The sequence below is a fragment of the Pseudomonas sp. Z2-11 genome, assembly GCF_054161305.1.
Window position 1 is genome coordinate 2,505,767 of the sequence record NZ_CP096395.1, and the last position, 14,590, is coordinate 2,520,356.

General features: G+C 63.2%; 14 protein-coding genes. 10 read left to right on the forward strand and 4 right to left on the reverse strand.

Annotated features, from left to right (window positions below):
• Nucleotides 1-31: 31 nt before the first annotated feature.
• The 10 genes from M1E16_RS11345 to M1E16_RS11390 all read left to right on the forward strand — a co-directional run bounded on the left by M1E16_RS11345 (nt 32) and on the right by M1E16_RS11390 (nt 10,359).
• A complete protein-coding gene (locus tag M1E16_RS11345) occupies nt 32-979 on the forward strand; it encodes an ABC transporter substrate-binding protein (protein WP_458129935.1) in 948 nt (315 codons plus the stop codon).
• A gap of 252 nt (nt 980-1,231) precedes the next feature.
• The gene (locus M1E16_RS11350) at nt 1,232-2,647 is read left to right on the forward strand and encodes an LLM class flavin-dependent oxidoreductase (RefSeq protein ID WP_458129936.1); all 1,416 of its coding nucleotides are present in this window, start codon (nt 1,232-1,234) and stop codon (nt 2,645-2,647) included.
• Between the two features lie 4 nt (nt 2,648-2,651).
• Nucleotides 2,652-3,623 carry an AMP-binding protein gene (locus M1E16_RS11355; protein ID WP_458129937.1) on the forward strand — a complete coding sequence of 324 codons (972 nt, stop codon included), beginning with the start codon at nt 2,652-2,654 and terminating at the stop codon, nt 3,621-3,623.
• On the forward strand, nt 3,620-4,390 hold the full coding sequence (locus tag M1E16_RS11360) for an ABC transporter ATP-binding protein (protein ID WP_434652175.1): 771 nt from the start codon (nt 3,620-3,622) through the stop codon (nt 4,388-4,390). Before M1E16_RS11355 ends, M1E16_RS11360 begins: the two co-directional genes overlap by 4 nt.
• Nucleotides 4,387-5,268 carry a branched-chain amino acid ABC transporter permease gene (locus tag M1E16_RS11365; protein ID WP_458129938.1) on the forward strand — a complete coding sequence of 294 codons (882 nt, stop codon included), beginning with the start codon at nt 4,387-4,389 and terminating at the stop codon, nt 5,266-5,268. Before M1E16_RS11360 ends, M1E16_RS11365 begins: the two co-directional genes overlap by 4 nt.
• 4 nt (nt 5,269-5,272) lie before the next feature.
• Nucleotides 5,273-6,337, forward strand: a complete 1,065-nt coding sequence (locus M1E16_RS11370; protein ID WP_458129939.1) for a branched-chain amino acid ABC transporter permease — start codon at nt 5,273-5,275, stop codon at nt 6,335-6,337.
• An 87-nt stretch (nt 6,338-6,424) separates the two neighbouring features.
• Nucleotides 6,425-7,759: an ABC transporter substrate-binding protein gene (locus tag M1E16_RS11375; protein ID WP_458129940.1), complete on the forward strand. Its 1,335-nt coding sequence runs from the start codon at nt 6,425-6,427 to the stop codon at nt 7,757-7,759.
• A gap of 25 nt (nt 7,760-7,784) precedes the next feature.
• Nucleotides 7,785-8,561, forward strand: coding sequence for an ABC transporter ATP-binding protein (locus tag M1E16_RS11380; protein ID WP_458129941.1), 777 nt, complete (start codon nt 7,785-7,787; stop codon nt 8,559-8,561).
• A gap of 168 nt (nt 8,562-8,729) precedes the next feature.
• On the forward strand, nt 8,730-9,962 hold the full coding sequence (locus M1E16_RS11385; protein ID WP_458129942.1) for an SfnB family sulfur acquisition oxidoreductase: 1,233 nt from the start codon (nt 8,730-8,732) through the stop codon (nt 9,960-9,962).
• 10 nt (nt 9,963-9,972) lie between these two features.
• On the forward strand, nt 9,973-10,359 hold the full coding sequence (locus tag M1E16_RS11390) for a hypothetical protein (protein WP_458129943.1): 387 nt from the start codon (nt 9,973-9,975) through the stop codon (nt 10,357-10,359).
• Here the strand turns inward: M1E16_RS11390 and M1E16_RS11395 are convergent.
• The 4 genes from M1E16_RS11395 to M1E16_RS11410 form a co-directional block, all read right to left on the reverse strand.
• Complete coding sequence (locus M1E16_RS11395) at nt 10,311-11,297, reverse strand: alpha/beta hydrolase (protein ID WP_458129944.1); 987 nt, start codon at nt 11,295-11,297, stop codon at nt 10,311-10,313. The genes M1E16_RS11390 and M1E16_RS11395 overlap by 49 nt on opposite strands.
• A gap of 64 nt (nt 11,298-11,361) precedes the next feature.
• Nucleotides 11,362-12,384 carry a transketolase family protein gene (locus M1E16_RS11400; protein WP_458129945.1) on the reverse strand — a complete coding sequence of 341 codons (1,023 nt, stop codon included), beginning with the start codon at nt 12,382-12,384 and terminating at the stop codon, nt 11,362-11,364.
• The gene (locus M1E16_RS11405; protein WP_458129946.1) at nt 12,381-13,229 is read right to left on the reverse strand and encodes a transketolase; all 849 of its coding nucleotides are present in this window, start codon (nt 13,227-13,229) and stop codon (nt 12,381-12,383) included. The genes M1E16_RS11400 and M1E16_RS11405 overlap by 4 nt, the downstream gene beginning before the upstream one ends.
• Nucleotides 13,230-13,247: 18 nt before the next feature.
• A complete protein-coding gene (locus M1E16_RS11410) occupies nt 13,248-14,546 on the reverse strand; it encodes an MFS transporter (protein ID WP_458129947.1) in 1,299 nt (432 codons plus the stop codon).
• Between the last annotated feature and the right edge of the window lie 44 nt (nt 14,547-14,590).

A 14,590-nucleotide genomic window follows, 5' to 3' on the forward strand; every position in this document is an offset into this window, starting at 1 on the left:
AGTTCTAAGAAATTCATTCAGGAGTCTTTTTATGAAGCCCCGCCAATTCTTGCAACGTCTACTGCTCAGCACGATGTTTGCCGCACCGTTGGCCCAGGCCGCCGAGCCATTGGTACTGCATGTCGGCGACCAGAACTATTACAACGTACGGGCTTCGGTGGAGGCTTCGGGTGTGCTTGAGGGCGCCCCCTATCGCGTCGACTGGAAGCACTTCCAAGCGGCCGCGCCACTGGCCGAGGCGCTGAGTACCGGTGACCTGGACCTGGGTTTTCTCGGCGATTCGGGCTTTCTGTTCCTGGCCGCCAAACAGGCACCGGTGAAGTTGATCGGCGTCTCGCGGCAGAACCCTGACACCATCGCGCTGCTCGTGCCCAAGGACTCGCCGGTCAAGACCATCGCCGACCTCAAGGGCAAGAAGGTCGCCTATTGGCCCGGGGCGTGGAGCCAGCAACTGACACTGCGCGCCCTGGAACGGGCCGGCTTGCCGGAAGACCACGTCGACTTCATCAAGCTGATGCCCATTGATGCAGCTGCTGCCTTGCCCCAGGGCAGTATCGATGCCTTTCCGGTGTGGGAGCCCTACATCTCGCAACAGATCCTCTTCTCCGGCGCCCGGCCGATCCTGACGGCGAAGGACCTCATGCCCGGCCTCAGCGCCATTGCCGCCTCGACGCCGGCCATCGACAGCAAGCGTGAAGCCATCGCCGACTTCCTCGGCCGCGTGAAACAAGCCCGCGCCTGGGTCGACAACCACACCGACCAATACGCCGACCTCTGGGCAAAGAAGGCCAATCTTGACCAGGACGTCTCGCGCCATTGGTTGCGCCAGGCCCACATGAGCGTTGGTCCGGTGGACCAGCAGTCCGCCGCCGACCTGCAGAGCACGGCGGACTTCCTGTTCAAGGTCAAGGCGCTGCCGGCTCCGCTGGCCACTGCTGGCGTTATCGACACGTCCTTCAACCAAGCCTTCAGCCATTGAACATTGATGAGCGACGGCCGGTTCCGGACCAGGCCGTCGGCTGGGTGTTGGCAAACGGTCCCGAGCGAACGCCGAACTGTTTGTTATCGAACAATTGATCAACACCGGTGTTGGAAGGTAGTCACCCTGATTGCGCGGTTCCGTGAGTAAGCCACTGTAAATAAAGGGATTTTCTAATTGGCATGAATCATGTTGAGACAGCAACGAGAAAGCGCCCGGATATGGTGCTGAACCCATCGAGCAGGAGTTCCCATGCCACGTGAAATTCGTTTCAATGCCTTCGAGATGAACTGCGTCGGCCACCAGTCTCCAGGGCTCTGGCGACATCCCCTGGATCGTGCCTGGCAGTATAAAGACCTGGATTACTGGACCGACCTGGCCAAACTGCTGGAGCGCGGCAAGTTCGACGGCATCTTCATTGCCGATGTGATCGGTATCTACGATGTGCTCGGCGGCAATGGTGACGCCGCGATCCGCCAGGCGACCCAAGTCCCGGTCAATGATCCACTGGCGCTGATCACGCCGATGGCACTGGTGACCGAGCACCTGGGTTTCGGCCTGACCGCCTCGTTGACCTTCGAGCATCCCTATCCCTTTGCCCGCCGCCTGTCGACATTGGATCACCTGACCAAGGGGCGCATCGGTTGGAACATCGTCACGTCTTACCTCGACAGCGGGGCGCGTAACCTCGGCCAGAAGGCGCTGAGTGATCACGATGCGCGCTACGACTACGCCGACGAATACCTCGAGGTGCTCTACAAACTGTTCGAAGGCAGTTGGGAGGAGGGCGCGGTGGTGCGCGACCGGGAGCGCGGCATCTTCAGCGACCCCGGCAAAGTCCATGAGATCCGTCACCAGGGCAAGCACTTCCAAGTGCCGGGTATCCACCTTTACGAGCCGTCGCCGCAGCGCACGCCGGTACTCTACCAGGCGGGGGCATCGAGCCGTGGCAAGGATTTCGCCGCCGGCCATGCGGAATGTGTATTCGTCGCGGCGCCGTCGAAGGTCATCCTGAAAAAGACCGTGGCCGATATCCGTCGACGTGCCGCCGAGGCCGGGCGTGATCCGCGCAAGGTGCTGATCTTCAACCTGCAAACGGTGATCGTCGACGAGACCGATGCCAAGGCACAGGCCAAGTGGCGGGAGCTGAAATCCTACAGCAGCTATGAGGGCGCGCTGGCGTTGGTTTCCGGCTGGACTGGCATCGATTTCAGCCAGTACCGACCCGACCAGGTGCTCAAGCACATCCATACCAACGCCATTCAATCGGCCGTGGAAACCTTCTCCACCGCCGACCCCGACAAACAATGGACAGTCCAGGAACTGGCCGACTGGGTCGGCATCGGCGGCTTTGGCCCGTTGATTGTCGGCAGTGCGCAAACCGTCGCCGACGAATTGCAGGCCTGGGTCGAGGACACCGATGTTGACGGCTTCAACCTGGCCTACGCCCTGGCCCATGAGACCTTTCGCGACGTGGTCGAGCTGCTGGTGCCCGAACTCCAACAGCGCGGCGTGTACAAGACCGACTATCGCCTTGGCACCCTGCGCGAGAAGCTGTTCGGCGACGGCCCGCGCCTGCCCGCCAGCCACCCGGGCGCTGGTTATCGGGACTTGAATCGCCTGGCCCAGCGCGCTCGTGTCGCTGAGCCGGCCCTGGTTGAGGAGTAAGCGCATGAGTGTTTTCGAACTCAATGCGCCATTGCCCGAAAGCGTGACGGACAGCGCCCTCGTGGCGTTGCAGCGCTGGGCCAGGGAGCGTCCGACGCAGATCGCCATGCGTCATCGACGCCTCGGCGCCTGGAAGGCCTGGCGGTGGATCGATGTGCAACGCGAGGTCGAGCGGGTTTGCGATGGCCTGCGCCAGCAAGGCTTCGTCCCTGGCGCGCGGTTGGCACTGAGCGGTGCCTTCGAGCCGAGCCTGCTGATTCTGACATTGGCGGCGCGCCAGCTGGGTGGACACAGCGTGGTCGTCGACCGCGACAGTCAGGGCGAGGATCTGCAACGCCAGTTACGTCTGATCCGCCCGGCGTTCGCCTTTGTCCAGCGCCGCGAAAGTGTCTCGCACTGGCTGCAATGCGGCCTGGATGCAGAGTGGCCGCTGCGGCTGTATTCGGCCCAGGCCAGTGCGGCGCGTCGTGGCCTGTGGCAGGTGCAGTCACTGTCGGTGCTGTTCGTCACCGAGGCGCCGGCAGCGCAGCGCCAGGGCTGGGCCCAGGTCGCCAAGGACGCGGTGGTATGGATCGATGAGGGCACTGAATGGCGTGATGGGCTGACTCATCTGTTCCGTCGCTGGCTGGAGGGCGGCGAAGGCCTGGCCTTTCCGGAAGCGCGCGAGTCAGCCAGCCGCGATCGCCGCGAGATTGCCCCGACGGCCTTGCTGTTGTCCGCTGCGCGAGTCGAATCGCTGGCGGCGGAAATCGAAGCCCGGCTGCCGATTGCGGGCAGTTGGCGGCGACGCCTCTGCGAATGGACCCTGGATGATCCGCGACGTGGCCTGCGCCGCTGGCTCAAGGCGCGGGTGCGGCGCCTGCTCGGGTTCCAGCGGCTGCGCCGGATCGAGGTGCCAAGCGCGCCCGCAGATGCCTTGTTGCAAGGCTCGGCGCGCCAGGCATGGTTGCAGGAATATCTGGAGCGAGCAGCATGAATGCGCTGTTGGAGGTGCGTAATGTGTCGCTGTCGTTCAGGGGCGTGAAAGCGATTTCCGACCTCTCGTTCAGCGTCAGGCTTGGCGAGATCTGCGCGTTGATCGGGCCGAACGGTGCGGGCAAGAGTTCGCTGCTGAACATCCTCAACGGGGTCTACCGGGCCGATGCCGGCCAGGTGTTCTTCGCTGCCGAACCGTTGCGCCGTCCGCATCCACTGAAAGCGGCGCGGCTTGGTATCGGCCGGACGTTCCAGAACAACGCGCTGTTCAAGAAAATGAGCGTGGTGGACAACCTGCTTACTGGCCTGTCGCGCTTGCAGCGTACGTTTTTTCTCGAGCAGGCCTTGGGCTTGCCGCGCGCCCGGCGCGAGGCGCGGGCGTTCGCCGAGCGGGCCGAGCAGGTGTTGGAATTCCTCGAACTGCAGGCCTGGCGTGACGTCGCGGTGGGCAGCCTCGCCTACGGTTTGCAGAAACGCGTGGAGCTGGGCCGGGCACTGATCGCGCAGCCGACCCTGCTGTTGCTCGACGAACCGATGGCTGGCATGAACGCTGAAGAAAAACAGGAGATGAGCCGCTTCATCGTCGATATCAATCGCGACCTCGGCACCACGGTGATTCTCATCGAGCACGACATTCCAGTGGTCATGGGGCTGTCCAGCCATGTGGTGGTGCTGGACTACGGACGCAAGGTCGGTGACGGCACGCCCGCGCAGGTGCAGGCCAACCCCGATGTGATCGCCGCTTACCTGGGGGCCTCGCACTCATGAATTTCTTTCTGGAAACCCTGGTTGGCGGGCTGCTGGCCGGCACTCTGTATTCACTGGTGGCCATCGGTTTCGTGCTGATCTACAAGGCCAGCGGCGTGTTCAATTTTGCTCAGGGCGCGATGCTGCTGTTCGCCGCGCTGACCTTCGTCAGCTTGCGTGAGCAGGGCCTGTCTTTTGCCCTCGCGTTGGTCCTGACGGTGCTGGTGATGATCGTCGGCGCATTGTTGATCGAGCGCCTGGTGCTGCGGCCGTTGGTCAACCGATCGCAGATCACCCTGTTCATGGCCACCCTCGGCCTGTCGTTCATCATCGAGGGCCTGGCCCAAGGACTGATGGGCGCCCAGGTGCGCGCGCTGGACCTGGGCATCGAGGACGTCCCGCTGTTCGTGGGGGAGATCATGGTCAGCCAGTTCGACTTGATCGCTGCTGGAGTGTCGGGGCTGACGGTGGCGGTGCTGGCCTTGCTGTTCAACAAGACCCGCATCGGGATCGCCCTGCGCGCCGTGGCCGATGATACCCGTGCGGCGTTGTCGCTGGGCATCAACCTCAATCGCATCTGGCAGATTGTCTGGGCCGTGGCCGGAGTGGTCGGCCTGGTCGCCGGGTTGCTCTGGGGCGCGCGGCAGGGCGTGCAGTTCTCGCTTTCGCTGGTGGTGCTCAAGGCATTGCCGGTGCTGATCATCGGCGGCTTCACCTCGATTGGCGGGGCCATCGTCGGCGGGCTGATCGTCGGTGCGGCGGAGAATCTTGCCGAGGCTTACATCGGTCCGCTGATCGGCGGAGGCATCACGCCCTGGTTCGCCTATTTCCTCGCCTTGATCTTCCTCTACATCCGTCCGTCCGGCCTGTTCGGCGACCGGATCATTGAACGGGTATGACGCCATGACCGCTACTGTTGCGCGCCTCACTGCCAGCTTCGACGACTCACCCCTGACCCTGGTGCGCCGGCGTTGGCGGCCGGGCCTCTTGTTGCTGCTGTTGGTGGCGTTTGTCGGGTTGCCGTGGCTGGGCAACGACTATTGGCTCAACGCGATCCTGATTCCCTTCCTGGTGCTGTCGCTGGCAGGCGTGGGGCTGAACCTGTTGACCGGCTACACCGGCCAGACCTCGGTCGGCGCCGCCGGCTTCATGGCCGTGGGCGCGTTCGCCACATACGGCCTGCTGCTGCGCGTGCCCGGGCTGCCGTTGCCATTGGCGCTGCTTGGCGGTGGGGTGATTGCCGGGTTGGTCGGGCTGCTGTTCGGCATCCCCAGCTCCCGGATCAAGGGTTTTTACCTGATGGTCACCACGCTGGCCTCGCAGTTTTTCCTGGAGTGGGTATTTGCCAAATTCCCCTGGTTCTACAACTACGCCTCGTCCGGCACCATCAGCGCGCCACGCATGGAGCTGTTCGGCCATAACCTCGGCACCCCGGTCGGTCGCTACCTGTTGACCCTCAGTTGTGTGGTGCTGTTGACCTGGGTGGCGGTCAACCTGGTGCGCAGCCAGATTGGCCGCAACTGGATGGCCATCCGGGACATGGACACCGCTGCCGCTGTCATCGGGATCGCCGTGGAGCGCGACAAGCGCATGGCCTTCGCCGTCAGTTCGTTCTACCTCGCAATCGCCGGGGCGCTCTGGGCGTTCGCGTACCTGGGGACGGCCAGTGCAGGCAGCTTCGACATCAATCGTTCGTTCCAGATTCTGTTCATCATCATTATCGGTGGCATGGGCAGCATTGCCGGCAGCTTCATCGGCGCGGCCTTCATCAGCCTCGTGCCGATCCTGCTCAGCCATGCCGGCCTATGGCTGTTCAACGGCAACGTCGACGCCGGGCAACTGCAGAACCTGCAGAAGGTGCTCTTCGGTGGCCTGATCATCTGGTTCCTGATCAAGGAGCCGGAAGGGCTGGCACGCCTGCTCGGCGACCTGCGTGAACGCATCAAGGTCTGGCCGCTGCGGTTCTGAGCGCCTCCCCACAACCCAACGAACCTTGACCCTACCGAGGGAAAGGAGGTTTCCAACACGGCACAAGACCCAATCGAGAAGACCAACATGCATGCAACTTTAAAACGCAGCCTTGCTGCCATCGGCCTGGCACTGGGTGCCTGCGCAACGCTGGTACCGGTTGCCCAGGCGGCCAACGAACAGTTCTTCCCCCTGGCCACCTACCGGGTCGGCGCCTATGCCTCCAGCGGCATTCCGGTGTGGGCCGGAATGATCGACTATCTGCGCTACATCAACGAGGTGGAAGGCGGGATCAACGGCGTCAAGCTGGTCTGGCAGGAGTGCGAGACCGAATGGACGGCGGAAAAAGGCATCGAGTGCTACGAGCGCTTCAAGAACGGCCTCAACGGCGCGCCGGTGGCGGTCTACCAGCCCAACGGTGCACCGGCGGCCTATGCCCTCGCGGACAAGGCCGAAGCCGACCGGATTCCGCTGATCACCCTCGGCTATGGCCGTACCGAGGCCACCGATGGCAGGGTGTTTCCCTACAATTTCCCGGCCATGCTGACGTTCTACAGCGAGGCCTCGGCATTCATCAATTACGTGGCTGAGCGCGAGGGCGGGCTGGACAAGCTCAAGGGCAAGAAGATCGCCACCGTCTACCATGACTCGGCCTATGGTCGGGAAACCCAGGGGCCGCTGGCGCTGCTGGCGCAGAAGTATGGCTTCGAGAACATCCAGATCGCGGTGGCGGATCCGGGCAACGAACAGGCCGGGCAGTGGCGCCAGGTGCGGCAGCTCAAGCCGGACTGGTTGTTCCTGCGTACCTGGGGTGTATCCACGCCGGTGGCGATCAAGACCGCGGCGCGTTTCGGCTACCCGGTGGAGCGCATCGTCGGTGATATCTGGGCCAGTTCCAACGAGGACGTGTTGCCGGCCGGCGAGGCCGGCAAGGGCTACCTGGCGTTGACACCCTATCCAGGCGGTGCCGATTTCGACATCCACCAACGCATTCGCCAGTACATCCTTGATACCGGCAAGAGCGATCTCAAGGATCCGAAGAGTTTCGGCAGCGTCTATTACAACTCCGGCCTGGTGAATGCCGCCATTGCCGTCGAGGCGATCCGCACCGGGCAGAAAAAGTTCGGCAATCGTCCGCTCAACGGTGAGGAAGGTCGCTGGGGCCTGGAGCATCTCGACCTCGATGACGCGCGTCTCAAGGAGATCGGTTTCCTTGGACTGATGCAGCCGCTGAAGCTGTCTTGCAGCGACCATGAAGGTGGCGGGGCAGCCAAGGTACAACAATGGGACGGCCAGCAATGGAAACTGATCACCGACTGGGTCCAGGCCGACCGCGCGACGTTGCGCCCATTGATCGACGCCAAGGCCGCCGAGTATGCGAAAGAAAAGGGCGTAACGGCCCGCGATTGCGCGGCGCAGTAGCCGTGCGCACGAGGAGGAAGAACCCATGACCATTGCGGCCCTTGTGGGCACCGCAAGCAGTGAGTTGCTGGCGGTACACGACATCGAAGTCATCTACGACGGCGCGATCCTCGCCGTGGCCGGGGTTTCCCTGCGGGTCGGGCAGGGCGACATCGTTGCGCTGCTGGGCGCCAACGGGGCTGGCAAGAGCACCACGCTCAAGGCCATTTCCGGGCTGGTCCAGGCTGACCGTGCGCAAGTCAGCCGCGGCCGGATCACTTTCCAGGGGCAGGATACCGCCGGCGTCGCAGCCAACCTGCTGGCCCGCCAAGGCATTGTCCATGTGCTGGAGGGGCGCCACGTGTTCGCCCACCTGACCGTCGAGGACAACCTGCGTACCGGCGGTTTCCTGCGTAACCCGACGCGCCGGGAACTGGAACAGGATCTGGAGCGCATCTACGCCTGGTTCCCACGTCTCAAGACCAAGCGCAAGACCCAGGCCGGGCTGACCTCCGGTGGCGAGCAGCAGATGCTTGCCATCGGTCGGGCGCTGATGACCCGACCTCGGTTGGTATTGCTGGATGAACCTTCGATGGGGCTGGCGCCGATCCTCGTCGAGGAGATTTTTGCCATCGTCGCCCAGCTCAATGCCCAGGAAGGCATGAGCTTCCTGGTGGCCGAACAGAACATCAACGTTGCGCTGCGCCATGCCACCTACGCCTACGTCCTGGAAAACGGTCGGGTCGTGGGTGAGGGCAGCGGTGCGGAGTTGGCGGCGCGGGAAGACATCCAGCAGTTCTATCTGGGCGGCAAGGCCGGTTGAGTGCCGGTTTTCCGCTGTCTTGTGGGCAACAGTGAATCCGCAGTTTGCTGTTGCAGGGGCTTTGTCCAGCCCGCTGCTGGTTCACAACTCTTTGAAAATAAAGGGTTTAACGGGTTGGTACGGACTGTGCTCTGGCTGTTGATGAACCCGTTACGAAAGGAGCAGCACATGAGCCATTCAGCGACTATTGATCCGTCCGAGCAGGTTCGTCCGGCGCCTCGGCGCCCGGCCCATCTCATTCGCAGCGACGTCGAGGCGATCGCAGTGGCGCACCGTGTGGCCGGGGATTTCGCTCGCGAGGCGGCAACCCGCGACCAAGAACGACGACTGCCCTGGGAAGAACTCGAACGCTTTTCCGAAAGCGGGTTGTGGGCGATCAGCGTGCCGAAGGCCTATGGTGGCGCCGGGGTGTCCTATGTCACGCTGAGCGAAGTGATCGCCATCATCTCCGCAGCCGATTCCTCCCTCGGCCAGTTGCCGCAAAACCATTTTGGTGTACTCAGCAATCTTGGTTTGACCGGCAGCGAAGAGCAGAAGCGGCGCTACTACGCCAGGGTGCTCGAGGGGTATCGCTTTGGTAACGCTTTTTCCGAAGCGCGAAGCCAATACGTCACCACGTTCCAGACGCAGATTCGCTTCGAGCGTGACACGGCTGTACTTGATGGAGAAAAGGCCTACTGCACCGGTGCATTGTTCGCTCATATCGTGCCGGTAGCCGCGGTGGACGAGGCGGGGCATGTGCATATCGCGCTGGTTCCGCGCGATGCCGCCGGATTGACGGTGATCGACAGTTGGGACGGTTTCGGCCAACGCATCACCGCCAGCGGCCAGGTGCGCATCGAAGGCGTACGCGTGCCTGCCCGCGACGTGGTACCTGCCTGGAAAGCCTATGACCAGCCCACTGCCGATGGTCCGATTTCGCAGATCATCCAGGCCGCGGTGGACACCGGCATTGCCCGGGGTGCCTTCGCCGAGACCCTGCGTGTCGCCCGCCAGGCGCGTCCTTGGGTCGACAGCGGTCTGCAACACGGTTGGCAGGATCCGCTAGGCCAAGCGCTGATCGGCGAGCTGGCCTGGCGGCTGCAAGCGGCCGAGGCGATTTTGCAGCGCGCGGCCCAAGCGGTCGATCTTGCGGTCGCCGAGCCCAGTGAGGAACGGGTCGCCGAAGCCTCTGTGGTCGTAGGCCAGGCCAAGGTGCTGTCCACCGAGATTGCCCTGGAGGCTTCCAGCCGCCTGCTGGAGCTGGGCGGCACGCGCAGCGTCTCGGCCAGCCAGGGCCTGGACCGATTCTGGCGCAATGCGCGGACCCATACCCTGCATGACCCGGTGCGCTGGAAATATCACCTGGTCGGCAACCAGCTTCTCAACGACATCAAGCCGCAACGTCACTCCTGGAACTGAGGTATCGAGCATGTCCCATTCACACTCCCAGGGTCGCAGCGACCTCGCCCATGCCCGCCACGTCGAGGCGGCTCTGCTTGACTACCTGCGCGGGCAGAGCGCGCGACATGAAGCCCTGGTGGTCGCCGCGGTCGGTGACCTGCGTATCCGTATCGACGCCGCCGATGCGTTGCTCGAACGCGCCAACGCCTCCCAATCGTCCGCCATTGCCTTTCGTCTGGCTGCTGCCGAGGCGGCGCGTGTCGGCGCGCATCTATTCTTCGAGCTGGCCGGGCGCAGCTTGCCGCGGCCGTTGCCGGATGCAGCCGAGCCGGTGTTGCTGACCCAGCGTCGGCTGCTGGGCGACCATTACCTCAACGGCGCGGCGCTGGCTGATGGACAGGGAGGGCAGGCATGACGGCTGCTCAAAAGTCCTTTCAACGCCCGGACGATATCAAGGGTCAATTGATCCGCGATGCGCCCTGGCACTTGGTCGAACATATGCGGGGCTCCAGGATAGACGTGGAGTTCCATGGCAACGCCGGCGCGAGACAGCCGCATTGCAAAATCGACGTCCTCCTCAAGGAACAGGTCTTGAGAGCCGACGGCAATGAACGTCGCCGGCAGGTTGCGCAGGTCGGGTTGCAGGGCCGGGGAAAACAGACCGACACGTTCATCGTCCAGGGCGTAGCCACCGCGCAGGCATGTCCAGCAGAACTGATTGGGCTCCGGCAACCAACTGAACGTGCCTGTCTGCCCGCTGGGATAGGGTGATTGCGCTGAGCCTGTGCGGTGATCGAGCATCGGATAGATGAGGACCTGGCCGGCGAGCGGAAACCGGGATCTGTCGCGGGCCATGATGGCCAATGCGGCGGCCAGCGCGCCGCCGGCGCTATGGCCCATCACGGCAATGCGCCGGGGATCCAGGCTCAGGTCCTGACTGTTTTCGAACAGCCAGGCGAGGGCGCTGTAGCAGTCGTCAAGGGGCGCTGGAAAGGAATGTTCTGGCGCCAGTCGATAATCCACTGCAACGATGAACGCACTCAGTTCGTCGGCCAGGTCGGCCAGGAAGTCATCGGCCATCTCGGGTCTTCCGAGTACGAAGCCACCGCCATGGATGGACAGGATCGCCGGAAGGCTTGCGTCTGGCCCGAGGCCTTTCGGCCGATAGAGGCACAGACGCAAGCGTGCGGTATCGGGGCCGGAGATCCAGCGCACTTCGCATCGTGCGCGATGCTCGGGTTTGAAGCCCGAATGGACTCGGGTGCGGATGGCCGGCAGCGTGTCCAGCGACCATTGTTCAGCACCCGAGGCGACAAGGCCGCGAAATGCGGGATCGAGCCATTGATCAGGCATCAGGTTGCGCTCCCCTTTGTTTGAAACCGCCGGGTACCTGTTGCCGGTACCCGGCGCTTTGCCGTTAAAGCCAGGCTTTGATTTGCGCGCAAACGGCCTGGGTGGAAATGCCGTAGCGATCATGCAGTGTCGGCAGCGCGCCCGCGTCGAGGAAGGCGTCTGGCAAGGCTATTTGCCTGAACGTCGGCGTCACGCCGTTGCGCAGCAGGACCCCGGCAACCGCTTCGCCGAGCCCGCCGATGATAGAGCTGTTCTCCGCGGTCACCACCAGTCGTCCCGGCTTTCTGGCCTCGGCAAGGAGGGTGTGTTCATCCAGCGGCTTGATGGTCGGCATGTGCAGTACCGCGACGTCGACGCCGTCTGCCTGCAATTGCTTGGCGGCTTCCAGAGCACGCATCGTCATCAACCCGGTAGAAACGATCAGCACATCATTGCCGGTGCGCAGGGTCTTGGCTTTGCCGATTTCGAACGTGTAGCCGTACTCGTCCAGCACCAGGGGCACGTTACCGCGCAGCAAACGCATGTAGACCGGGCCTTGGTGCGCGGCGATGGCGGGCACGGCCTGTTCGATTTCCAGCGCGTCGCAGGGGTCGACGACCATCAGGTTGGGCATGGCGCGGAAGATCGCCAGGTCGTCCGTGGCCTGGTGGCTGGGGCCGTAACCCGTGGTAAGGCCCGGCAAGCCGCAGACGATCTTGACGTTGAGGTTTTCCTCGGCGATCGCCATGCAGATGAAGTCGTAGGCACGACGGGAAGCGAACACCGCGTAGGTCGTGGCAAACGGCACGAAACCTTCCCGGGCCATGCCAGCTGCTGCGCTCATCAGCAACTGCTCGGCCATGCCCATCTGATAGAAGCGATCCGGATGGGCCTTGGCGAAGATGTGCAGGTCGGTGTATTTGGACAGGTCGGCGGACAGCCCGACGATGTCCGGGCGCTGGTCGGCCAATGCAGCCAGCGCATGTCCGAATGGTGCAGGTTTCGTGGCTTGGCCCTCGGCTGCAATCGAGGCGATCATCGCCGAGGTGGTGAGGCGTTTTTTGCCCGGTTCGCCCATCGCGTTCGGTGTGTTGGCGGCGTTGTTCATGGCTTTTTTCCTTCTTCAAGGTTGTTCAGCGCCAGGTCCCACTCGTGTTCTTCGACGCGGATGAAATGGGTCTTTTCGCGGTTTTCCAGGAATGGCACACCCTTGCCCATGCGGGTATCGCAGATGATCACCCGGGGCTGTCCGGCGGGATGGTTGCGCGCGGCATCGAATGCCGCGACAAGCGCATCCAGATCGTTGCCGTCGACGCGCTGGGTAAACCAGCCAAAGGCTTGCCAGCGATCGACGATCGGCTCGAACGAGAGAATTTCGCTGGAGTATCCATCGGCCTGCTGGTTGTTGACGTCGACGATGGCGATCAGGTTGTCGAGTTTCCAGTGCGACGCCGACATCACCGCTTCCCAGGTTGAACCTTCGTTCAATTCACCGTCCGAGAGCAGGTTGTAGACGAAGGCGGGCGAGCCTTTGCGCTTCAGCCCCAGGCAGGCGCCTACCGCGATGCCCAGGCCTTGGCCGAGGGAGCCGCCGGTGATTTCCATGCCTGGCGTGTACGCCGCCATTCCCGACATGGGGAGGCGGCTGTCGTCCGCTCCGTAGGTTTCCAGTTCATCGAGCGGAACGATTTCGGCCTCGATCAATGCCGCGTACAGCGCAATCGCATAGTGGCCGATGGAGAGATAGAGGCGATCACGTTGTTCCCAGTCAGGGTCTCCGGGCCGATAGTTCATGGCGTGGAAGTACGCGACCGCCAGCAGGTCGGCGGCGCCCAGGGCCTGGCCAACGTAGCCTTGGCCCTGGACCTGACCCATGCGCAGCGCGTGATGGCGGATGTTGTGGGCGCGTTCGGTCAGGGACATGGATGAAGCAGAGGAAAGCGAGCGAGTCATGGTGAAACTCCGGTGAACTTAACGATTGACCAGGGCGGCGGGGATGCGCAGCACCAGCGAGGCGCCGCCCAGCAGTACGCCGGTGATCAGGTACATGCCGATGGCGCTGGAGCCGGTTTGCGTGGTGATCCAGCCAATCAGATAGGGAGAGCAGAAGCCGGCGAGGTTGGCGAAGCTGTTCACCGCCGCGATGCCTGCGGCGGCGGACACCCCGCCGAGGAGGGTCGTGGGCAGCATCCAGAACATCGAGGACGCGGACAGGATGCCGGATGCCGCCAGGCACAGGCTCAGGATGGACAGCAGGATGTTGCCCCCCAGCAGCGCGGCGAGCGTCAGCCCGATGGCACCGGCGATCATCGGTACGATCAGGTGCCAGCGCCGCTCGCGATGCCTGTCGCCGCTGCGGCCGATCAGCAACATGGCCGCGATCGCGCAGAGGTAGGGCAGGCTGGTCAGGAAGCCGATGTGCAGCGGATCGGAAACCCCGGCGTTGCGCACCAGCGTCGGCAGCCAGAAGGTGATGGCGTACTGGCCCATGACGACGCAGAAATAGATACCTGCCAACAACCACAGGCGGCGGTCGCGGACGAACTCGCCTACCGAGGCATGGGTGACCTTCTGCTGGTTGTCCTCGGCCAGTTCACGGCTGACCAACGCCTTTTCTTCGTCGTCCAGCCAGTGGGCCTGATGGACGCCGTCCTTGAGGTAACTCAGCACCAGCAAACCGACAATGACGGTGGGAATGGCTTCGAGCACGAACATCCACTGCCATCCGGCCCAGCCGTGCACGCCGGCGAAATGGTTCATGATCCAGCCCGAGAGCGGACCGCCCACCATGCCTGACAAAGGGATGGCGATGAACCAGAGCACAGTCATGCGCGCACGGCGATAGGATGGGAACCAGTAGGTGAGATAGAGCAGCAATCCCGGCGCCAGCCCTGCTTCGGCGACCCCGAGCAGAAACCGCAGGGCATAGAACTGCCAGGCCGTTTCGACGAAGGCGAACAGCGCCGAAATGATGCCCCAGGTAATCATGATCCGCGCGATCCACACGCGAGCGCCGACCTTGTGCAGAATAACGTTGCTGGGGACTTCGCAGAGGAAGTAGCCAATGAAGAACATCCCCGCACCCAGCCCGTAGACGGTTTCGCTGAGCGCCAGGTCGTTCATCATTTGCAGCTTGGCGAAGCCGACGTTGACCCGGTCCAGATAGGCGCACAAATAGCACAGCATCAGGAATGGCATCAGCCGCCAGGCCGTTTTCCGGTAGGCATTGGAGCGCACGGTCGAAACCGCTTCGAGCGACAGAGTAGTCATGATGGCCTGATCTCTTGTTTTTATTAACCGCCAGGCGAACAGCC